At 64.9% G+C, this 19,852-nt stretch carries 19 protein-coding genes; 5 read left to right on the plus strand and 14 right to left on the minus strand.

Going from position 1 to position 19,852, the window contains the following annotated elements; all coding sequences use genetic code 11:
* Window positions 1-81: 81 nt before the first annotated feature.
* From manD to V3C33_05445, 9 genes are all read right to left on the minus strand, one after another.
* Window positions 82-1,311, minus strand: a complete 1,230-nt coding sequence (gene manD / locus V3C33_05405; GenBank protein XAS68725.1) for a D-mannonate dehydratase ManD — start codon at window positions 1,309-1,311, stop codon at window positions 82-84.
* A gap of 5 nt (window positions 1,312-1,316) precedes the next feature.
* Entirely contained in the window at window positions 1,317-2,756 is a 1,440-nt protein-coding gene (locus V3C33_05410) for a mannitol dehydrogenase family protein (protein XAS68726.1), read from the minus strand.
* The gene (gene uxaC, locus V3C33_05415; GenBank protein ID XAS68727.1) at window positions 2,753-4,156 is read right to left on the minus strand and encodes a glucuronate isomerase; all 1,404 of its coding nucleotides are present in this window, start codon (window positions 4,154-4,156) and stop codon (window positions 2,753-2,755) included. The genes V3C33_05410 and uxaC overlap by 4 nt, the downstream gene beginning before the upstream one ends.
* A 131-nt stretch (window positions 4,157-4,287) precedes the next feature.
* Window positions 4,288-5,193, minus strand: a complete 906-nt coding sequence (locus tag V3C33_05420) for a sugar phosphate isomerase/epimerase family protein (GenBank protein ID XAS68728.1) — start codon at window positions 5,191-5,193, stop codon at window positions 4,288-4,290.
* A 5-nt stretch (window positions 5,194-5,198) separates the two neighbouring features.
* Window positions 5,199-6,365: a Gfo/Idh/MocA family oxidoreductase gene (locus tag V3C33_05425; protein XAS68729.1), complete on the minus strand. Its 1,167-nt coding sequence runs from the start codon at window positions 6,363-6,365 to the stop codon at window positions 5,199-5,201.
* Entirely contained in the window at window positions 6,362-7,210 is an 849-nt protein-coding gene (locus V3C33_05430; protein XAS68730.1) for a sugar phosphate isomerase/epimerase family protein, read from the minus strand. Before V3C33_05430 ends, V3C33_05425 begins: the two co-directional genes overlap by 4 nt.
* A gap of 2 nt (window positions 7,211-7,212) precedes the next feature.
* Entirely contained in the window at window positions 7,213-8,136 is a 924-nt protein-coding gene (locus V3C33_05435; protein XAS68731.1) for a carbohydrate ABC transporter permease, read from the minus strand.
* Window positions 8,133-9,143 (minus strand): sugar ABC transporter permease, encoded by a 1,011-nt coding sequence (locus V3C33_05440; protein XAS68732.1) that lies wholly within the window; start codon window positions 9,141-9,143, stop codon window positions 8,133-8,135. Before V3C33_05440 ends, V3C33_05435 begins: the two co-directional genes overlap by 4 nt.
* Window positions 9,144-9,148: 5 nt before the next feature.
* On the minus strand, window positions 9,149-10,510 hold the full coding sequence (locus V3C33_05445) for an extracellular solute-binding protein (GenBank protein XAS68733.1): 1,362 nt from the start codon (window positions 10,508-10,510) through the stop codon (window positions 9,149-9,151).
* A 211-nt stretch (window positions 10,511-10,721) separates the two neighbouring features.
* On the opposite strand from V3C33_05445, the gene V3C33_05450 reads away from it, so the two are divergent.
* The 3 genes from V3C33_05450 to V3C33_05460 all read left to right on the plus strand — a co-directional run bounded on the left by V3C33_05450 (window position 10,722) and on the right by V3C33_05460 (window position 13,227).
* Window positions 10,722-11,840: a LacI family DNA-binding transcriptional regulator gene (locus V3C33_05450; GenBank protein XAS68734.1), complete on the plus strand. Its 1,119-nt coding sequence runs from the start codon at window positions 10,722-10,724 to the stop codon at window positions 11,838-11,840.
* A gap of 51 nt (window positions 11,841-11,891) precedes the next feature.
* Window positions 11,892-12,713 carry an ammonia-dependent NAD(+) synthetase gene (gene nadE / locus V3C33_05455; GenBank protein XAS68735.1) on the plus strand — a complete coding sequence of 274 codons (822 nt, stop codon included), beginning with the start codon at window positions 11,892-11,894 and terminating at the stop codon, window positions 12,711-12,713.
* A 157-nt stretch (window positions 12,714-12,870) separates the two neighbouring features.
* The gene (locus V3C33_05460; GenBank protein XAS68736.1) at window positions 12,871-13,227 is read left to right on the plus strand and encodes a DUF5655 domain-containing protein; all 357 of its coding nucleotides are present in this window, start codon (window positions 12,871-12,873) and stop codon (window positions 13,225-13,227) included.
* Between the two features lie 10 nt (window positions 13,228-13,237).
* Here V3C33_05460 and V3C33_05465 read toward each other — a convergent pair whose 3' ends face one another.
* The 3 genes from V3C33_05465 to V3C33_05475 are packed head-to-tail and all read right to left on the minus strand — an operon-like array spanning window position 13,238 to window position 16,018.
* Window positions 13,238-14,611 carry an MBL fold metallo-hydrolase gene (locus V3C33_05465; GenBank protein XAS68737.1) on the minus strand — a complete coding sequence of 458 codons (1,374 nt, stop codon included), beginning with the start codon at window positions 14,609-14,611 and terminating at the stop codon, window positions 13,238-13,240.
* Between the two features lie 48 nt (window positions 14,612-14,659).
* The gene (locus V3C33_05470) at window positions 14,660-15,436 is read right to left on the minus strand and encodes a methyltransferase domain-containing protein (protein XAS68738.1); all 777 of its coding nucleotides are present in this window, start codon (window positions 15,434-15,436) and stop codon (window positions 14,660-14,662) included.
* Window positions 15,437-15,451: 15 nt separating this feature from the next.
* Complete coding sequence (locus V3C33_05475) at window positions 15,452-16,018, minus strand: OsmC family protein (protein ID XAS68739.1); 567 nt, start codon at window positions 16,016-16,018, stop codon at window positions 15,452-15,454.
* 141 nt (window positions 16,019-16,159) lie between these two features.
* Here V3C33_05475 and V3C33_05480 point away from each other — a divergent pair, with 141 nt between their 5' ends.
* Complete coding sequence (locus tag V3C33_05480) at window positions 16,160-16,846, plus strand: metalloregulator ArsR/SmtB family transcription factor (protein XAS68740.1); 687 nt, start codon at window positions 16,160-16,162, stop codon at window positions 16,844-16,846.
* Window positions 16,847-17,140: 294 nt separating this feature from the next.
* On the plus strand, window positions 17,141-17,842 hold the full coding sequence (locus V3C33_05485; protein ID XAS68741.1) for a hypothetical protein: 702 nt from the start codon (window positions 17,141-17,143) through the stop codon (window positions 17,840-17,842).
* Between the two features lie 48 nt (window positions 17,843-17,890).
* On the opposite strand, the gene V3C33_05490 is transcribed toward V3C33_05485, so the two are convergent.
* Together V3C33_05490 and V3C33_05495 are read right to left on the minus strand one after the other, a co-directional pair.
* Entirely contained in the window at window positions 17,891-18,793 is a 903-nt protein-coding gene (locus tag V3C33_05490) for an NADP-dependent oxidoreductase (protein XAS68742.1), read from the minus strand.
* 187 nt (window positions 18,794-18,980) lie between these two features.
* The gene (locus tag V3C33_05495) at window positions 18,981-19,766 is read right to left on the minus strand and encodes an IclR family transcriptional regulator (GenBank protein ID XAS68743.1); all 786 of its coding nucleotides are present in this window, start codon (window positions 19,764-19,766) and stop codon (window positions 18,981-18,983) included.
* Window positions 19,767-19,852: the final 86 nt, after the last annotated feature.

Raw genomic sequence — 19,852 nt, forward strand, 5'->3', positions numbered from 1 at the left:
TGCGCGGCTTGGTGTCCGTCGGCGCGAAACCCGCGAAACCCGGCGTGGACCCGGCATCCAAGCGAGAAGATTCAGTGTTGGTCACCAGTCATGCACCGTTCCGTCTACCAGGCGGTTGTAGGGCAGGTAGGCCTGCTGGTAGGGGTAGGTGCCGGCTGCTTCCTCGTTGAATTCGACGCCGATGCCGGGCGCCTCGCCCGGGTGCAGGTAGCCGTCGGTGAAGGTCATGGACTGCTCGAAGACGGTGTTGGTGGCCGGGGAGTGCGGCATGTATTCCTGGATGCCGTAGTTGTGGATGGCCAGGCCCACGTGCAGCTGCGCGGCGAAGCCCACCGGGGAGATGTCCGTGGGGCCGTGGAAACCGGACTTGATCTGGTACTGCGCCGCGAAGTCCATGACCTTCTTCAGCGGCGAGATCCCGCCGAAGTGCGTGGACGCGGCCCGGACGTAGTCGATCAGCTGTTCCTTGATCAGGCTCTGGAAGTCGTACACGGTGTTGAAGATTTCGCCGATGGCCAGCGGGGTGGTGGTGTGCTGGCGGACCAGGCGCAGGGCCTCCTGGTTTTCGGCCGGGGTGCAGTCCTCGAGCCAGAACAGGTCATACGGCTCCAGCGCCTTGCCCAGCTTCGCGGCCTGGATGGGCGTCATCCGGTGGTGGCCGTCGTGGAGCAGCGGCAGCTCCGGCCCGAACTCGTTCCGGACGGCCTCGAACACGCCCGGCAGGTGGCGCAGGTACGCGCGGGTGTCCCAGTCCTCCTCGACCGGGAACGCGCCGCGGCCGGCGGGCTCGTAGTCGTAGCGCTCACCGGAGGCCTGGGCCTGCGCGGCCACACCGTAGACGGCCTTGATGCCGGGGACCGCGGTCTGGATCCGCACCGACTTGTAGCCGAGCTCCAGGTGCTCACGCACGGAATCAAACAGGGACTCCGTGTCGGAGCCGGACGCGTGGCCGTAGGCGCGCAGCCCGTTCCGGGACGCGCCGCCGAGCAGCTGGTAGACCGGCATCCCGGCCACCTTGCCCTTGATATCCCACAACGCCATGTCCACCGCGGCGATCGCGGCCATCGTGACCGGGCCCCGGCGCCAGTACGAGCTGCGGTACAGGAACTGCCAGGTGTCCTCGATCCGGTGCGGGTCCTTGCCGACCAGCAGCTGCGCCACATGCTCCTTCAGGTACGCGGCAACAGCCAGTTCACGGCCGTTCAGCGTCGCATCACCGATGCCCGTGACGCCGTCGTCGGTAGTGATCCTCAAGGTCACGAAGTTCCGGGAGGGACTCGTCACGAAGACTTCCGCGGCAACAATTTTCATAAGATTTAGCTGTTCCTTCCGGGATGTGCAGGCACGGTAATAGGGTTGGCGGATGTTGGGCCGCCGGCAAAAGTTCCACAGAGGCCGCGCACCAGCGCCACGGTGTCCGGATCCGCCGCCAGTTCCGGACTCACGAGTTCGAGCAACGAAGCCACCCGGCGGTCCCCTTGCTGTGCATTGGCTGCGGTGATACGAGCGGCCAGGGGATCGTGCGGCTCCGCTGTGGCGCCGAGATAATCGATCCAGGCTGCCAGCATGAGGGCACTTGCGGAACCGGACCGCCCATGGGCGCGCTCGGCTGACAACACCGGCTCCGCCCTCATGCGCAGTTTGGTGGTGCCGTCCATGGCGATCTGCGACAGGTGGTGGGCGATCCGGGCGTTCCGGAAGCGCGCCAGCAGTTCCTCGCGGTACGCGGGGATCTGCAGCTCCCCGCCGTGCAGATGCCCGGCGGCTTCGTCCCAGAAACTCTCCACAGCCTGCAGGCAAAGCGGGTCCGCCAGCGCCTCCGCAACCGTGGTGTGTCCACGAAGCTGGCCCGCATAGGCCAGCATTGAGTGCGCGCCGTTCAGCAGCCACAGCTTGCGGTTTTCGTAGGGCTCGATGTCGTCCACGAACACAGCGCCGGCATCTTCCCAGCGCGGGCGGCCGGCGGGGAAGTCCCCGCTCAGCACCCAGTTCCGGAAAGGTTCGGCCACCACGGGTGAGTTGTCGCGGTAGCCGCAGGCGGCCTCGACGGCGGCAAGGTCCGCCTCCGTGGTCCGCGGCGTGATGCGGTCCACCGAGGTGCTGACAAAGCTGACATTCGCATCGATCCAGGTAGCGAGTCCGGCCTCCCAGGCTCCGGCCAGGCCTACCACTGCATTGTGCGCGACGGTGCCGTTATTGGAGAGGTTGTCACAGCAGACGACGGCGAGTGGCCCGGCGCCAGCAGCCCTGCGGGCGGCGAGGGCGAAGACCAACCGGCCAAGCGGCGTCGTCGGCTTGCTGTTTCCGGCGCTTCCGTCAGCCGACAGCGCAAGCTCTGCGACGACGTCGGGCGCCGTGCGGTCCAGCCGGCCGTCAGAACCGAGGCGGTAGGCGGCTTCGGTGATGGTCAGGGTAATGACAGAGATCCGGGGTGCCGCCACCAGCTCAGCCAAACGTGCGATGTCAGCCCCGTCGACAGCCTCCACGATGCTGCCGACGATTTCGAACGAGTCGCCGGTGTCGGAACGTTCGATCAGCGTGAACAGGCCGTCCTGCGCCGCGAGCGCACGGGCCGCATCGGGCCGCCGGCCCGTGAAGGCGGCGATCCCCCACTCCGGAGCGTCCGACGCGTGCTGTGTGTACCACGCCTGGTGTGAGCGGTGGAAGGCACCGAGCCCGAGGTGCACGATGCGCACCGGCGCCTTGGGAAGCGCCTTGAGTCCGCGGGCGAGCGCGGGAAGCTGCCCGGCCGTCATAGTTTGAACACCCTGCGGGGTGCGGAATCGACGACGTCGACAATGAGTTCATGGGCGCGCTCTTCACTGATGCGGTGCTCGGCAACAAGGCGGGCCAGAAATGCGGCTTCGATCCGCCGCGACGTATCGTGCCGCGCAGGAATGGAGCAGAACGCACGGGTGTCGTCGATGAACCCCGACGACCGCGAGAAACCGGCCGTCTCGGTCACCGCAGACCTGAACCTGAGCATGGCATCAGGCGCGTCCAGGAACCACCACGGGGCGCCGATGTAGACGGACGGGTAAAAGCCTGCCAGGGGTGCAAGCTCACGGGAAAATACGGTCTCATCGAGGGTGAACAGGACCAGGTGGAAGTCCTTTGCGGTACCGAAGTCCTGCAGCAGCGGCCGGATGGCCTCCGTGTAGTTGACGGCGAACGGGATGTCGTGGCCCGTATCCGCACCAAAGGCCTCAAAGGTGGGGGCATGGTGGTTGCGGTAGGAGCCGGGGTGGATGGTCATCACGAGTCCGTCCTCGACCGACATTCGGGCCATCTGGTACATCATGTGGGCCTCGAAGACTTCCCCGTCCTCCTGAGAGGCCTTGCCGGCCCTGGCCCGTTCAAAGATCCGTGCGGCATCGGCGTCGTCCAGTTTGAGCGTGGCAGGGGTCCGGACGCCATGGTCCGCCGAGACGGCACCGCGCTCCACAAAGAAGCGCCGCCTTCCTTCGAGCGCCGTGATGTAGCCGGCGTAGCCCGAAGCACCCTCCCCGGCGGAACCGACGAGGCGCTCCACATTCGCCTGCCACTCGGGATGGGCCATGTTCAGGTAGGCATCCGGGCGGAACGTGGGCAGGACACGGCCGGCAAAAGCCGGGTCTGCGGCCAGTGCTTCGTGGCTGTCCAGGGCGTCCAGCGGATCGTCCGTGGTGGCCAGGACCTCGATATTGAATTCCTTGAACAACTGGCGCGGCCGGAAGCCTGGTTCCTCCAGCTTGGCGGAGATGGCGTCGAAGATCCGGTCCGCGTTGTCGGCGCCGGGCTCGTCCGGCAGGCCGAACACATGCTCAAACTCCTGGCGGATCCAGTACCCGGAAGCCGTTCCTTCGAAGAGTGGCCAGGCCCCGCAGAAGTTGCGCCAGATCCGACGTGAGTCCGCTGGCGCGGAGCCGAGTCCCAGCTGATCCAGTGGAACGCCGCCGGCGTGGATGAGACGGGTCACATAGTGGTCCGGCGTAACCAGCAGGGCCGCGGGGTCAGGGAAAGGGAGATTCTGTTCAATCACGGCCGCATCCACATGGCCGTGCGGCGAAATGATCGGGAGGCTCTCCACGCGGGAAAACAGGGAGCGGGCTACCCGCCGCACCCCGGGATCCGCGGGGAGAAGCCTGTCCGGGTGGGCTGCTATCGGCTGTGACATGGTTCAGTCTTTCGGGAGGTCGTGAACGGCTATCTTCCGGTTGCCGTTGTTGTCTGGGGGTTCCTCAGTCCGCAGGATGCACCTGCTCCCGGCTGTTCGGGGTACGTGCATCCTGCGGATGGCTGCCGGTGTCAGCGCACTCCGGCGCCCGTCGTGAGGCCGGCCAGGGCAGCCGTACGGCGCAGGTAGTCAAGGTTTCCGGCGGTACGTTCCTTCAGTGGCAGTTCCGTGGAGAAGTCCTCCACGGTCACCCAGCCGTCGTAGCCGAACGATGCCAGCGCCTTGAAGTACTCAAGGACGCTGCCCTGGCCGGACTGCAGGGGCGCCCATTCGTTCTGGTACACGGCTGCACCGGAGGCATCAGGCTCGTCCTGGCGCACCCACACTGCGTTCTTCACATGGATGTGGGCAAGGTAGTCGCCCAGCAGTTCGAAGGCCGGCAGGTAGTCCTCCTGGCCCTCGATCAGCAGGTTGCCAAGATCATGGATGACGCCGACATGCCGCGGATCAAGGCCCTCCAGAAGGCGCCGCGCTGAGGATGCGGAGGCGGTGATGGTGCGGTGGTGGAGTTCCACCAAGGCCTTCACCCCGTGGTGCGCCGCGCGCTCCGCCACCCACTCAAAATCGCGCCGGGCACTGTCGAACAGGACGGGATAGGGAGTGCCGCTCGGACCCTCCTGGCCCCAGCCCGCCGTTCCGAGCGGCAGCGTTGTCACGCGCACCTGCCGTGCGCCCAGCGCGGCCGTGGCCGCAAGCATGCGTTCGACGTCGTCGTGGTTGTCGCACCGCGCGTACCCACCGATCCCGGAGAATTCGAGACCCGACTCGCGCGTGATGCGCCCGATCCGTTCCAGGTTGTCTTCCAGTCCGGTCAGCGGCACATTGGCCTTGTTCCCTGCCCAGAAGCCGGGTTCGGGCGCGTCGGCCTGGTCCGTGACCCGCCATTCGATGCCTTCCCAGCCCTGGGCAGCCAGTGCGGACACGGCCTCCTCCGGAGTCCAGTCCGGCGTGGACGCTGTGAATACTGAGAACTTCATCGGCTTCAGACGCTTTCTGTAGTGGTGTTGCCGGTCCGGACTTCCAGATCGTTGTACTTGCCTGCGAGAACGTCATCGAAAAGCACGGGCTCGTTCAATGTGGCGGAAACGTAGACGGCGCGCACGGTCGCCAGGGCGTTGACCGCGTCGCTGACAGTGACTCCGGGGGCACGGCCCTCGGCAATCGCCCCGAGAATGTCCCGGTACTGGCGCACGTGCCCGGCAGGATAGACGGTGGGGTCCTTGGCCTCGTAGTCCTCGACCGGATACTTGGCCAGTTCCTCCTCAGCCTGGTTCCCCCCGCCCTGCAGCCCCATGTCGGCGGATTCGCCGCCGGCAACCCGGGCGTGGAAGTAGGCCAGCCGGTCGTTGTCGACGACGGCGGATCCTTCCGAACCCATCAGCTGCACGCGCACTGTCAGGCCGGGGTAGGCGGCGGTGGTGGCGTGCAGTACGGCGAGGCCGCCGTTTTCGAACGTCACGGTGGCTACGGCTGTGTCCTCGACCTCGATCCGGTCGTGCGCCAGCCGTGCGGTGCGCGCGTGGATTTCCACTGGGCGCCCCATGAACCACAGCAGCAGGTCCACGGTGTGGACGCCCTGGTTCATCAGCGCCCCGCCGCCGTCCATGGACCAGGTGCCACGCCAGTCGCCGGAATCGTAATAGCCCTGGCTGCGGAACCAGGCGACTGACGCGATGGCGGAGGTGAGCCGGCCGAACCGCCCCTTGGCAACGGCGTCGGCCACTGCGACGCTGGCCTGGTCGAAGCGGTGCTGGCTGATCACGGAAGCAACAACCCCGTGCTCGGCGGCTGCCTGCGCGGCAGCCTCGATCTCCTGGGCTCGGCCGAGGTCCACGTCAAGAGGCTTTTCGATGACGACGTGCTTGCCGGCTGCGAGGACCTCAAGGCCCTGCTGGATGTGAAGTCCGCTGGGCGTGGCGAGTGCCATCAGATCGATGTCGTCGGCGGCGAAGGCCTCGGCGATCGTTGTGTAGACGGCAGGCCGCGGGCGTCCGCTCTTCTCGATGAATGCCGCGAGGGTTTCGGCGGCGTCCGGAATGGCATCGACGAGCGCGACGATTCTCGCCTCCGGAAATTCCTGCAGGGCGACGGCGTGGGTGCGTCCGATGACCCCGCACCCCGTGATGGCGACCTTCAGAGTGTCTTTCATGCTGTCTGGACTCCTGCTTCTGCGGCAACTTTTGCGAAGGCCCTGGCCGCGATGCCGAAGGCCGTGGGGCCGGAAAAACCTCCGAGGCCGTGCGCACCGGCGAGATGGGGTTCGAGGGAGGCAAATCCGGTGTACCCGTCCGCCTTGAGCGCTTCAACGGTGCGCAGCAAATCGCCGTCGCCCTCCCCTGCCGGCGTCACATGCCCGTTGGCGAAGTGAGCGTCCTTGACCTGCAGGTATTCCAGGTGCGGGCGAAGCTTTCGGTAGGCCTCGTCGAAGGGCTTCACTCCCACCTGCACGAAGTTGGCGGCGTCCCACGCCACCTTCAATGCCGGGGAGTTCACCGTCTCGATGATGTCCAGCACGCGGTCCGGAACATCCCCGAAGATGTCCTTTTCGTTTTCGTGCAACAGCACCACGCCTCCTTCCTCGGCGACGGCGGCCAAGGCGCGCATCCGCTCCATGACCTCGTCGCGGATGCTTTCCACCGGCACAGACCCGCCGTAATAGAAGGAGAAGATGCGGATGTATTTTGCGCCGAGCACCTTGGCTGCGTTGATCGCGCGGCGCAGCCGTTCCACCTCGTGTTCGACGGGGAGGCTGACATCGACTTTCCCGATCGGCGAGGCTATTGCCGAGACTTTCATGTCCTTCTCGGTAAGCAGATCTTTCAGCCGGCCCAGCTGTTCGTCGGAAAGATCCACGATGTTGGTACCCCAGGCGCTGCGAACCTCGATGTGGTTGGCGCCAAGCGCCTGCAGCACTGCAATCTGGACGGCGGGATCGTCGTCAATCTCATCCCCGAAACCAGACAGCAGCCACGGATTCTGAGTGTTCGAAACCATAGTTATTTCACTCCTCCGGCGGTCAGGCCGCCTACTAGATAGCGTTGGAAAATCAGGTACAGGATGACCACCGGCGCCGCGCAGACCAACGCCGCGGCCATCATCTGGCCGTAGTAGGGAATCGCCCCGCCTTCCTGCGAGGCGCCGAAGATCTGCAGGGCCACGGCGGCAGTCTGGCTTTCCGGCCGGGTCATGACTGACGCGAAAAGCACGTCGTTCCAGCCCAACAGGAACGCGAAGATGCCCGAGACGACGATGCCCGGCCAGCTCAGCGGCAGGACGATCCTGAACAGGACGCCGAGGTTGCTGGCGCCGTCGATGCGGGCCGCCTCCTCCAGTTCCTTGGGCAGGCCGCGCAGGTACGTGACCATGACCCAGGTGGAGAACGGCATCGCAAACGTCAGGTAGGTGACGAAGAGCCCCCACTGCGTCCCGATGACCTGGATGCCGAGGTAGGTTGACGCCGAGGAGAAGAGCACAAAGACCGGCAGCACCATCAGGGTTCCGGGCACCGACTGCAGGGCCAGCAGGCCGCGCAGGATGGTGAGCCTGCCGCGAAAGCTGTAGCGCACCAGGACGAAGGCCGTGGAGACCGACAGGGCCGCCGAGACGATGGCGGTGCTTCCCGCCACCAGCACGCTGTTTGCCAGGCCGGTGGCCAGGCCAACGCTGGTCCAGATGCTCGAATAGTTCTCGAATGTGACGCTCGAGGGCCAGAACTCGCCCCGGGCAACGCCGATATCCGAGTTCACGGAGGCCAGGAAGATGTACAGCACCGGAACGAGGACCAGGGCGCCGAGGAACACCAGGATGATGGCCAGCAGGGGACGGGGCAGCAGCCGGGTCACTTCATGCTGCCGGGTTGATCCCGGGCGAAATACGTCGGTGTCGGAGGAGCGGCGTGCTGTTGCGGCGGAAATGCTCATTTCTTTCCTCCAGGTGACTCGGCGTCGTCGAGTTTGACGGCACGCAGGTAGACGAACAGCGGGATGGCGATCAGCACGAGGGACACGAAAGCCATGGCCGCGCTGAGGCCGAAGCGGAAGCTCTGGAAACTTGTGACGTAGGTGAGGATCGGGAGCACCTCGACGTCGGACGGTGCCGGGACACCGAACAGCACATACGGAAGTGTGAAGTTGTTGATGTGGTGCAGCATGCCGATGAGGAACGCGAGCGCGAGCGGGTCCTTCAGGTAGGGGAAGACCACGTAGCGGAGCTTGTTCCACCAGAGGGCGCCGTCAAGCGCCGATGCCTCGTGTACCTCGTGGTCCACTGACTGCAGGCCGGAAAGGGCCAGCAGGTAGATGAAGGGCCAGGACGCCCAGATCTGGACGAGGATCAGCGTCCAAAAGGTCTGCGGGCCGTTGAGCCAGAGTCCGGTGTCGATGCCGGCCGCGCCCAGCGCCTGGTCGACGATACCGCCGGGCTGGAACATGGTGCGCCACACGGTGGCCACCACGAAGGAGGGCAGCACATACGGGATGAGGAAGATGGAGCGCACCACCGCGCGCCCCTTGAAGGCGTTCTGGGTGGCGACGGCGGCGGCGATGCCCAGTGGCAGTGTCACCATCATGGCAATCAGGGAGTAGCTGACACTCAGCCAGACTGCGTGCAGCAGCGGCGACGAACCGACCGCTTCAACGAAGTTCTCCACTCCGATAAAGGGCGAACTGATCCATTGACGCAGCGTGTACTGATCCAGGTTGAGCGTGGACATGTAGATGCCGAGCACCAGGGGAACGACGATGATGATCAGCATCAGCACCCCGCCCGGGATAAGCATCCAGAGCGGACGGTTGCGCTCGCTGATGCCCTTGCGGCGCCCCGTGGGGTCCTCGGCAGGGGGCGGGCCGGAGACTTCCGCCACTGGCCGGGCGGCCCGGGTTGCGGCGGACTCCGCCGCAACCCGGACTTCGTTGGAAGCGTCAGACATCGTGCTTATCCTTTGGAAGCGCGGTCCAGGGACGCCTGGCCCTTGGTCTGAGAATCCTTGATCCGTGATTCGAGACCAGCCTCGTCCAGGCTGCCCTTGGAGAGGTCAGGGATCGACTGCACGGTCACGTTCAGCAGTGCCAGCTGAATGTCGCCCCAGGCACCGGTAAACGGGGTGGCCTTGGACTTGGCTGCGGCATCGGCAATCGGCTTGAGCTTGGGGTCGGTCAGGCTCTTCAGTGCCTCCGCATTGGCCGGCAGGTCACCGAACGTCTTTTGGTAGTTCAGCTGCTCTTCCGTAGAGGTGATCAGCTTGATATAGGCAAAGGCGAGGTCCTTCTGCCTGGAGTAGTCGGCCACCACCAGGTTGTCGCCGGAGAGGATGCTGGCGGCGTTGGCACCGTCGCCCTTCGGGCTGGATTCGCCGGGAGCCGTGGTCGGCATCAAGGTATACGCATACTTCCCCGCCACCGCCGACTTGTCGAGCGTGGGGATTGAGCTCGACGTCGTCATCATCAGGTAGCCGGCCTTGCCGCTGGCAAACGCGGCAACGGCATTGCTGTTGCTCCAGCCGACCGAGGCCGGGTCGACAATTTTGTCGTTGGTCAGCCAGCCGAAGTAGGTTTCATAGGCCTTCTTGACCGTGGGGTCATCAAGTTTGAGGTTCTTGCCGTCCACCAGCGGATTGCCGGCCTGAACGGACATGGCCCAAATGAACTTCCAGGGATCAAAGTTGTCCTTGTACCCGGTGGCAAGGCCGAAGGTGCCGTCCTTGGTCATCTTCTTGGCCTGCACTGCCAGCTCGTCCCAGCTGGTGGCCGGCTTATCGATGCCGGCAGCCGCCAGCAGGTCCTTGTTGTAGGCCATCACGAACGGGCGGCTGACAAAAGGGATGCCGGCGAGGTGGTCCTTGTCCGGACCCGAAATACCCAAGGCCGCCTGGTTGAAGCGGTCCTTGCCGCCCACCTTCTTCCAGTCGTCGTCGGACAGGGTGACGAAGGCCTTCGTGGCGAAGGCAGTCGGCGTGAACGTCGTGCCGAGTCCGTAGATATCGGGCCCCTGGCCTGACACCACCGAGGTCTGGATGCGCGTGAGTTCGTCGTTGGCCGAGGCGAAGGTCTCGAACTTCACGTCGGCCCCGGTCTGTGCTTTGAACTTCGCGGCGATGTCGCTCTGCCACTGCTTCTGCTCTTCCGGGTACTGGCTGAGTACGCCGTTGAGGACGCTCAGTGTCTTTCCCTTTCCATCGACGGCTCCTCCGGAGTTGCCGGAACCGCCGGAGCTGTCGGAACCCGAACCGCACGCCGTCAGGGCAAGCGCGGCAGCTGTGATGAGTGCGGCGAGCCCTGTAGTCGATGCAAACTTCATTGTTTTCTCCTCTGGGACACCCGCAAGGCCACAACTTCCTGTGGCGCACATCACTGCGGGTGATTCGATCCCCAGTCTAAAAAGCGGCAACTCTAAAATGCAAGCGATTGCCATAAATTGCCATTTATGGTGAAATCGATTGGTAACTGACTGTGAAAGCACCAGCTACCCGGAGCAGACGCTCCCGTCCCGATAGTGAAAGGGTGTATCAATGCCTCCGGCCAAGAAGCATGAGCCAGGCGAGAAACAGGCGGCGTCCGGTGAAGGGGCAGCCGTCCAGCCGGGCCACACAGCGGACAAGGTGCCCACCATCCGCGATGTTGCCTTGCTCGCAGGTGTTGCCACGTCCACAGTTTCCCGCGCCCTGTCTAACCCCGACCGCGTCAACCGGCGTACTCGGGAACGCATCGAGCAGGTGGCCGCGCAACTGGACTACGTGCCCAGCTCGCAGGCCCGCGCCCTCAGCTCCGGACGCACGAATGTGGTCGCCGTGCTTGTGCCGGATGTGACCAACCCCTTCTATTTCGACATCATCCGCGGTACCCAGAACCAGCTCAAGGCTGCCGGCTACACGCAGCTGCTGGTGGATACCGAGGAATCTTCGGAAATGGAGCTTGATGCCCTGCAGAAAATGCGCAAGTCCGCTGACGGCTTCATCCTGGCGGCATCGCGCCTGACCGACGCCCAGCTGGCGGAGGTGTCAGGCACCCAGCCCCTTGTGACGATCAACCGCGCGTCGGCCAACGCCCCCACCGTGGTGATCGATACACCATCGGCCATCATCCAGGCTCTGGAGCACCTGGCGTCCCTGGGCCACCAGCGGGTCTGCTACGTCAGCGGCCCGCCGACGTCGTGGTCCAACTCCATGCGTTGGAAGGTCTTCGAAGAAGACTCACGCCAGCGGGGCCTGGAGACCAACCGGATCGGCCCATTCGTTCCGAAAACCACGTCCGGCGCGGCGGCGGCGGACGCGGCGGTGCGCACCGGCGCAACGGCGTGCATCGTATTTAACGACCTGCTCGCCATCGGGATGCTGCAGCGGCTCCGCGAACGTGGCATCCGCGTCCCCCAGGACATCAGCATCGTGGGCTGCGACGACATCTTCGGAGCTGACTTCTGTAACCCGCCGCTTACCACCATCGCGAGTCCGATTGAACAGGCAGGACGCGTGGCGGTTTCCATGCTGCTTTCGCAATTGAACCCGATCTACGGAGGTGTCAGCCGGAAGCTGGCCGTCATGCCCACACACCTGACAGTCAGGGCGTCCACCGGCCCGGCGCCGGTGAGTGCTCCTGTCGCGCAGCCTCCCCAAAAGCCACAACAGGCCTGATTTCAGGGACACAGTTGAGTGCGGTTGACACTGCTGGCTAGGCTGGGACACATGCGTGAACTTCAGGCCAAAATCATCGAAGAAATGGGCGTACAGCCTCGGATCGACCCCGCAGGGGAGGTGCGCAAACGCGTCGCATTCCTCAAGGAATACCTCAAGGCCACGCACGCCAAGGGCTTCGTGCTGGGCATCTCCGGCGGCCTCGATTCTTCGCTGGCCGGGCGCCTGGCCCAGCTGGCGGTCGAAGAGCTGGAGGCCGAGGGCGTTGACGCAGATTTTGTGGCGGTCCGCCTTCCGTACGGTGTGCAGCACGACGAAGACGATGCCCAGGCTGCCCTGGACTTTATCCAGGCCAAGACCGAGTGGAGCTACAATATTTCCGCGGCTGTGGATGCCTTCGAGGACGAGTTCGAGAAGACCACCGGCTCGCCCATCTCCGACTTCAACAAGGGGAACGTCAAGGCGCGCGCCCGCATGATTGCCCAGTATTCACTGGCCGGCGAGCATAACTACCTGGTGATCGGCACGGACCACGGTGCCGAATCCGTGACCGGCTTCTTCACCAAATTCGGCGACGGCGGCGTGGATGTCCTGCCGCTGTTCGGCCTCAACAAGCGCCAGAACCGTGCCCTGCTTGCAGAGCTCGGAGCCCCCGCCCGGGTCTGGGAGAAGGTGCCCACGGCTGACCTGCTGGACGGCAGGCCCGGACGTACCGACGAGGACGAACTGGGCCTCAGCTACGATCAGATCGACGACTACCTCGAGGGCCGCAATGTCCCGGAGTCCGTGGCTTCCCGGATCGAGGAAAAGTTCCTCCGCACCCGGCACAAGCGCACCGTGCCTGTCACTTTTTTTGACTCCTGGTGGAAATAGCGCCTGACCCGCAGGTGTACTGGCCGGCCGCCGTCGTGGGCTACATTGACCGCCCAAACAGGCCCCTGGGCTTCACGTCCCGGCGTGTTCGTGTCGAAGTGCCCCAGGACGGCGCGCGCTCCACCGGACCTTGCCGGAACTGCCGGGAGGGCATGAAATGAACCACGACGTCGGGACGTACCTTGCGGGGAAGCCCCCTGCCGCCGTCGAACTTTTCCAGCAGTTCCGCACCAAGGTGCTCGACGCCGGCGAGTGCGAGGAGCGCGTCCACCCTACCGAGGTGGCCTGGGCGGCCAAGCGCGTGTTCGCGGCGGCGTTCATCCTGTCCGGACGGCTGGAGATCGCGATCGACCTGCAGCGGCGGGTGGAGCATCCTGCCCTGCGCGCCAGCTTCCCCACCACCAAAAAGGTCTACACCCACCGGTTCACGGTCACGTCCGCGGACGACCTGGACGACAGGATCAGGGAGTGGCTGCTGGAAGCACACGAAGCCGTGGGGCCCGGCACGCGCTGAAGGCGGTGCGTCAAGGGCTACCGGACGCTTCGGAGCCGGCCATGGGAATGCCTGCCTTGGCTGCGTGGGTGAACTTGTCGTCAATGAGTACCACCTGGTGTCCGCTGGCCGCCAGAAATGAGGCGGCGATGGAGGCGCGGTAGCCGCTGGCGCAGTGCACCCAGATTTCCCCCGCCGACAGCTGATGCAGCTGGCCGGGAAGTTCATGAAGCGGGATGTGGACAGCGCCGTCGATGTGTGTCCTGGACCATTCGCCGGAGCGCCGCACGTCCAGCACGGCCACTTGCCGGTGGTGCCGGATTCCGGAGAGCTCGCTGAAATCGGCGCGGGGAAAGCTGCCCAGTTCGCCGGGGGCCCATTTCCGGGGGTCCCCCGTGGCAGCGGCGGCTGGACGGTCGATGCCGATCCGGACCAGTTCACGCTGGGCTTCGGCGACGTCCTCCACGCTGGGCCCCAGGAGGGTCACCGGCGTCCCCCAGGGGATGAGCCACCCAAGGTAGGTGGCGAAGGAACCATCCAGTCCGAAGTTCAGCGTCCCGGGCGCATGCCCGGCGGCAAATGCAGTCCGGGTACGCAGGTCCACCACCCACTCGCCGGCCGCGATCCTGTTCCGCAGTTCGGCGGCGTCGGCCTGGTCCGGAAACTCCAGATCGGGTGCCGATGGTCCGGCAAGGTTCAGCGGTGCCATCCGTGCGTAGTACGACGGGAACGCGTCCAGCCCCTCCAACAGGTCTTTGATGTAGTCCTCCTCGTCCTGTGTCAGGACGGGATTGTAACGTTTTTCCTCCCCGATCGTGGAGGCAGTGACGGAAGACTGGCTGATGGAGCAGAAGCTGCCGAAGCCGTGGGTGGGCAGCAATTCTGCGGACTCGGGCAGCTCCGCGGCGAGACGCTGAACGGAGCGGTACTGATGGCGCGCCAGGTCATGCGTGTGCTCCGGTCCGGCCAGGTCCGGGCGGCCCGTCGATCCGTAGAGCAGCGAGCCGCCGGTGAATACGGCGATCTGCTCGCCGTAGGACTCCAGGACATAGGACAGGTGCGTGAAGGTGTGGCCGGGCGTGGCCATCGCCGTGATCGTGATGGATGGGCTGACCGAAATCCGCTGCCCGTCCTTGACGGGGGTGCGCGCAAAGGAGACTTCATCCTCCTCGTTGACGAGGTATTGCGCGCCGGTGGCCTGCGCCAGCGCCAGGCCGCCGGTGACATAGTCGTTGTGGATGTGGGTTTCAAAAATATGGGTGATCTCCACGCCCGCTTCCCGTGCCCGGTCCAAGACCCGGTCAATGTCACGCTGCGGATCCACCACGATGGCCGCGGCGCCGTCGTGCACCAGGTAGCTGCGGTCCCCGAGGGTGGGGGTCTCGATGGTAATGATCTCCGGCATCGTCGCTCCTTATCAGGGCCAGGTGTTGCCGTGCCCATATGTTCGGTGTCAGCTGCTATGTGCCAGGATCGAGACGCTCATGACGCCGTACTTCGTGGTGGCGGCCCGGGCGCTGTCGGAGAGGAACTCATACGGATTCCTCCTGAGCCTTTCAAGGGCGAACCCGCTGCCGGCGATCAATTCCTGGTAGGTGTCCTCTTGTGCGGCACCGCCGATGCATGCAGCCCAGAGGTCGGTGTTGCAGACGATCTGTTGGGTCAGCGGCCTCTCGGTGACGATGTCAGCAATCGCCAGGCGTCCTCCGGGGCGCAGCACGCGTGCCGCCTCGCGGAAGACAGCACGTTTGTCCGGGGAAAGATTGATGACGCCGTTAGAGATGATGCAGTCGAAGGTGGCATCTTCGAAGGGGAGGTCTTCAATGTGGCCGTGAGTGAAGGTGACCTGAGGAAAGCCCGTCATCATTCTCAGGCCTTCGGCCTTTTCGAGCTGTTCCTCGGTCATGTCAAGGCCCACCACCACCCCGCCCTCGCCCACGTCGACGGCGGCGGCGAAGACGTCCATCCCCGAACCGGAGCCCAGGTCCAGGACCTTTTCTCCGGGCTTGAGGCCCGCCAGATCGAAGAAATATCCCACACCGGCGAACGACTCGACGGCGCCTTCAGGGATCGCGTCAAGCAGCCGGGGCGGGTAGCCCAACTGCTCGGCCAGAGCGCGGCCCATCCTGAAGTGATAATTGCCGGCGGGGTTTTGCGCCACCGCCCGGTAGACCTGTTTGACCTTGGCTTCAAGTTCCCCGCGGTCAACGACCGCCATTTCCGTGTCCATGGCTTTGCCTGCGATTCACACGACGTCGAGGGTGGTTTCAACCGGGACCGGATTGGCCAGGCAGTCGCGGACGGGCGACGTTTCCTGGACGTACCGGCACAGCTCCTGCAGCTGCTCCCGGGTGGCGTTCGGGCTGGAGACCCTTGCGTGTGCGCGGATGGATGTGAATCCGGGCCGCGGGCCATCAAGGCCCAGGAAGGGCCGGACATCCAGGTCGCCTTCAACCTGGAACTCCAGCGAGCTGATGTCGATGCCCCGGGCAGCTGCGTTGGCGGCGTAACCTACGGCGTAGCAGAAGCCCAGCGCCTGCAGAAGCAGCTCGACCGCGTTTGGCCCTGAATTGTTTCCCAGAAGCACGGGAGGCTCGTCGCCTTCCAGGGCGAAACTTTCCGACCGGCTGGTGTCTTGCTGGCCCGCATGGGTGAATCCCAGGATCTGTCCCACGTTGTGCGTGCCTTCGTGCCAGGTGCTGGTCGCGCTGAATGTAAAGCTGCCTTGCGCCGGATCTGATTGGATGCCCTGGATCGTCTCCAGCAGACGGTCGACGTCGATGCCGTTGCGGATGGTTGCTGTGGTGCCCATTGCAGTTCGCCTCTTTTCCGATTGACCCGTGGGACCGGGCGCGGGCCCCGGGCTATTATTCAAGTCGATACTTGAATATCACACCCAACGGGTATACGTTGTCAAGTACCTTCTTGAATTCATTGTTGGTGAGGAGATGACATGGGCGACAGAGCAGCCAAGGTCACGCTGTTTGACGCGTTCGCGTCGGTGGCAAAGGTGCTGGGAAGCGGCCGCAGGGCCGAGATCGTGGACGTCCTGGCCCAGGGTGAACGTGGCGTCGACGAGATCGCCATGGAGATCGGGCAGAGTACCGCAAACACCTCTCAGCACCTCCAGCAGCTCCTGCGTTCGGGCCTGGTGATCACCCGGCGTCAGGGAACCCGTATCTACTACAGGCTGAGCGGCCCGGCAGTGGTTCAGCTTTGGGCGGCGGTCCGCCGGGTTGCCTCCGAACACGTCGCAGAGCTCGACGAACTCGCCGCTGTCTACCTTGGAGACAGATCGGCCCTGGACACCCTGACCCGCACGGAGCTGAACCAGAGGATGGCGGCCGGCGACGTGGTGGTCCTCGATGTGCGGCCGGAGCCGGAGTTCCGGTCCGGCCACATCACGGGCGCGGTCTCGATCCCGGTGAAGGATCTCCCGGGCAGATTGAAGGAGCTGCCCGCTGGCCGCATGGTGGTTGCCTACTGCCGCGGGCAGTACTGCGTGTTCGCCGACGAAGCGGTCCGGACGCTGCAGCAACACGGCCTTGCTGCCGCCCGGCTGGAGGATGGGTACCCCGAGTGGTCGGCGACCGGCCTGCCTGTCGAAGGCGGCGGGCCGCCCGCGCCCCCCGAATACTGATAGCCGGACGAGGGTTCAACTGATCTAGGTGCGTGGGTCAGTAGTCGTTTTGCGCGACTCGGCCCTTTAGGTCCCGGCTGATGCGGGAAAATTGGGGCATGGATTCCGGTGCCGGGATGGTCTTTTGCTGAAGCTCCCGTTGTGCGTCTGGTCTCGGTTGATGAGGGGATCGTGGAGACCGAGATTGAACCGTCGGGCTTTTTCATCGTGGCCGTGCGCATGAGGGTCAGCGGGCCCCTGGGAGGGAAAAATCTCCGTGTGGCCTGCAGCCAATTTCACGCCAGGAGCATCCTCATGCCAGCAAGAGTCCTTACCAACACCAACGAGCAGCTGCTCGAATCCCGCGACACTGTTGCCCGCCTCCGCGAGTTCGCTGTACGCATCGCCAACGACCACGGCGACGACGCGCGGGTCCTCGCCGCCAACATGGTTCACGCCGTCCTTGACGGAGAACCGGAACAACTGACGGAGCTCGAAAACGCGGCAGGGCCCGGGTGTAGTCTTCTGCTAATCCAGTCGGCACAGGAGGAGTCAGCGATGCCTGAGGTGAAAATCGAAGTGAACACCTCTGCGTCCCCGGAACGGGTGCGCGCCGCGCTGCTGGACTTTTCGGAGCGGCGCCCACAAATCTGGCCAGGCATCGAACCATCCCTGTATGAGGTGTACGACGTCGGCGAGACCCACGCCGACATCAAGGAGGGCAGCAGGCTGCCCGGATCCTCCCTCTGGGCGAAAGAACACTACGACTGGTCCGCCACCGACACCGTCACCTGGACCGTCCGCGAGAGCAACTTCTGCGCCCCGGGAAGCTACGTCAGCGCTACCATCACGGGCAAGAGCGATGGCGGCAGCCGAATCGACATTGTCTGGAACCGCACCCCCACCACGTTCACCGCCCGCCTGGCAGCGTTCATCATTCGGGCAACACGCGGCAAGCCCATCGCCGCGTCCATGCGTCAGGGACTGTCACTACTGGAGAATGCGCCGGAGCGCTGACCCCGGACCCCTACTGCCACCCACGAGGGCCAACCTAACTAAGTAATACTAGGGAATCAGCACAATCTTGCCGCGGACATGCCCTCCCTGGCTGATCTCGAAGGCCCGGGCCGCCTCGGTCAGCGGCAACCTCTCGTAGATGTTGAAAGTCAGTTTCCCGTCAGCCGCCATCCCGGCAACATCCGCCACCCGGGTGTCCAGCTGCTGCACAGCCGCAATGCCCGCACCCATGGAGTGCTCGTCCGCGACAGTGGTCACCGCGCGGCTGAGGTCAGGCAGGAGCTCCTGGGTGGCCGTGACAGAGGCCTCGCCGCCGACTGCGTCAAGGACCGCCGTCACTTCTCCCAGTGCGCGGACCCTGTCTACCAGTCCGTCACCGTACGTGACAGGTTCGGCACCCAGCCCGCGCAGGTACTCGTGGTTGGCTTCCGATGCTGTACCGATCACCCTGGTCCCGAGGTCCCTGGCCATCTGGACGGCGGCTGAGCCCACTCCCCCGGCCGCAGCATGGATCAGGACGGTGTCCCCTTCGCCCACACCGAGCTGCTTCAGCGCAGAATACGCCGTGCCGCCTGCCACCGGGATGCACGCGGCCTGTTCGAAATCGAGTCCGGCCGGGATTGCCGTCAGCTGGGCTGCAGGAACGTTGGCTGCCGCGCGGTAACCGCCGGTGAAGCCGTTCCAGATCAATTCGTCGCCCACGGCGAAGCGGCTGACGCCCGGCCCAACAGCCTTAACCACTCCGGCGGCGTCATTGCCCGGCACAACCGGAAGATCGAGGGGAACCCATTGCCGCAGATATCCGGCAGCAAGCTGCCAGTCGACCGGATTAACTGCAATGGCCCGGTAGCTCACCTGGACCTCGCCCTCGCCGGGGGTTGCCAAGGACTCCTCCCCCACCTTGAGTCCCTCTGGGCCGCCGTATTCCTCAAAGTAGATTTTGGTGCTCATTACCTTGCGCTCCCTGGACGTGCTGGGGATTGCGTCTTACCGTGGATGGCTGCCCGGAGCCGTTTGCACACTGGCATTTCCCCGGCCGATCCGCAGACCCCGGTACTGCCAGCATCCGCCCCTACCGGCGCGTAGGCAAGGGATTTTCGGGCAGGACGAAGAGTTACGCAGAGGCCGCCCGAACCGGCTAAGGACGTCCCGGCGCCCGCTGCAGCAGAGTGGAAATCCGGTGCGCTTCCTCCATCAAAAGCCGGCCCAGGAACTCCTGCCGGTCGGCCCGGAAGCGCGGTTCGATTCCGGTCAGGGACAGGGCCCAGGCGGGGCGTCCGCGCTGATCGAAGACGGCCGCACCCATACCCCAGCTGCCTTCCAGCACCAGCCCCGGATTGACCGAGTATCCGGCGGACCGGGTCCGTTCCAGATTCGCACGTACCACCGCTTCGGTATGCACCGCGGCGAACGCCCTGGCGTGCGCGGGCCAGCCGGCCAGCAGTTCGTCCTGCTCGCCCTCCGGAAGAAAAGCCATGATGGCGGTGCCGGCCGAGGCCACGCCCAGCGGGAACCGCACACCTTCGTGCAGCACAAAGGAGCGGACCGGGAAGCTGCCTTCCTCGCGCAGCAGGCACACCGTCTCGCCGCCACGCCGGATGGAGAAGAACGCGCTCTCACCGGTTTCCTCGGCCAACCGCCGCAGGCTGGGCCGGGCAATGTCCTCCATTGGAAAGCGCGCCGACGCCACCGACCCCATCAGCAAGATCTCGGGACCCAGCACCCAGTTGCCGCTGCGGGCATCATGGTCCAGCAGGCCTTCGGACGCCAGCGACGTCAGGAGCCTGTGCACGGTGGGCCGGGTGAGGCCTGACTCGCGGACCAGGTCCACGAGCGGGCTGCCTTCGGGAGTCCGGCCAACAATCCGCAGCAGTCCCGCGATGCGGCTGACAACCTGCGCTCCCTGCACTGGTGCTTGATTCATCCAAACTCCCTTAAAATATCCATATTGTGGACTCCTGAGAGCCTACCGTCCACACTGTAGAAATGCCTACAATTCAGCGCCAATCG

Source organism: Micrococcaceae bacterium Sec5.7 (genome assembly GCA_039636785.1).
Lineage (GTDB): Bacteria > Actinomycetota > Actinomycetes > Actinomycetales > Micrococcaceae > Arthrobacter.

What these genes read in the sequence shown, in the direction of transcription:
- manD (XAS68725.1), bottom strand. Translation starts at nt 1,311, where the DNA reads ATGAAAATTGTTGCCGCGGAAGTCTTCGTGACGAGTCCCTCCCGGAAC.
- V3C33_05410 (XAS68726.1), bottom strand. Translation starts at nt 2,756, where the DNA reads ATGACGGCCGGGCAGCTTCCCGCGCTCGCCCGCGGACTCAAGGCGCTT.
- uxaC (XAS68727.1), bottom strand. Translation starts at nt 4,156, where the DNA reads ATGTCACAGCCGATAGCAGCCCACCCGGACAGGCTTCTCCCCGCGGAT.
- V3C33_05420 (XAS68728.1), bottom strand. Translation starts at nt 5,193, where the DNA reads ATGAAGTTCTCAGTATTCACAGCGTCCACGCCGGACTGGACTCCGGAG.
- V3C33_05425 (XAS68729.1), bottom strand. Translation starts at nt 6,365, where the DNA reads ATGAAAGACACTCTGAAGGTCGCCATCACGGGGTGCGGGGTCATCGGA.
- V3C33_05430 (XAS68730.1), bottom strand. Translation starts at nt 7,210, where the DNA reads ATGGTTTCGAACACTCAGAATCCGTGGCTGCTGTCTGGTTTCGGGGAT.
- V3C33_05435 (XAS68731.1), bottom strand. Translation starts at nt 8,136, where the DNA reads ATGAGCATTTCCGCCGCAACAGCACGCCGCTCCTCCGACACCGACGTA.
- V3C33_05440 (XAS68732.1), bottom strand. Translation starts at nt 9,143, where the DNA reads ATGTCTGACGCTTCCAACGAAGTCCGGGTTGCGGCGGAGTCCGCCGCA.
- V3C33_05445 (XAS68733.1), bottom strand. Translation starts at nt 10,510, where the DNA reads ATGAAGTTTGCATCGACTACAGGGCTCGCCGCACTCATCACAGCTGCC.
- V3C33_05450 (XAS68734.1), top strand. Translation starts at nt 10,722, where the DNA reads ATGCCTCCGGCCAAGAAGCATGAGCCAGGCGAGAAACAGGCGGCGTCC.
- nadE (XAS68735.1), top strand. Translation starts at nt 11,892, where the DNA reads ATGCGTGAACTTCAGGCCAAAATCATCGAAGAAATGGGCGTACAGCCT.
- V3C33_05460 (XAS68736.1), top strand. Translation starts at nt 12,871, where the DNA reads ATGAACCACGACGTCGGGACGTACCTTGCGGGGAAGCCCCCTGCCGCC.
- V3C33_05465 (XAS68737.1), bottom strand. Translation starts at nt 14,611, where the DNA reads ATGCCGGAGATCATTACCATCGAGACCCCCACCCTCGGGGACCGCAGC.
- V3C33_05470 (XAS68738.1), bottom strand. Translation starts at nt 15,436, where the DNA reads ATGGACACGGAAATGGCGGTCGTTGACCGCGGGGAACTTGAAGCCAAG.
- V3C33_05475 (XAS68739.1), bottom strand. Translation starts at nt 16,018, where the DNA reads ATGGGCACCACAGCAACCATCCGCAACGGCATCGACGTCGACCGTCTG.
- V3C33_05480 (XAS68740.1), top strand. Translation starts at nt 16,160, where the DNA reads ATGGGCGACAGAGCAGCCAAGGTCACGCTGTTTGACGCGTTCGCGTCG.
- V3C33_05485 (XAS68741.1), top strand. Translation starts at nt 17,141, where the DNA reads ATGCCAGCAAGAGTCCTTACCAACACCAACGAGCAGCTGCTCGAATCC.
- V3C33_05490 (XAS68742.1), bottom strand. Translation starts at nt 18,793, where the DNA reads ATGAGCACCAAAATCTACTTTGAGGAATACGGCGGCCCAGAGGGACTC.
- V3C33_05495 (XAS68743.1), bottom strand. Translation starts at nt 19,766, where the DNA reads ATGAATCAAGCACCAGTGCAGGGAGCGCAGGTTGTCAGCCGCATCGCG.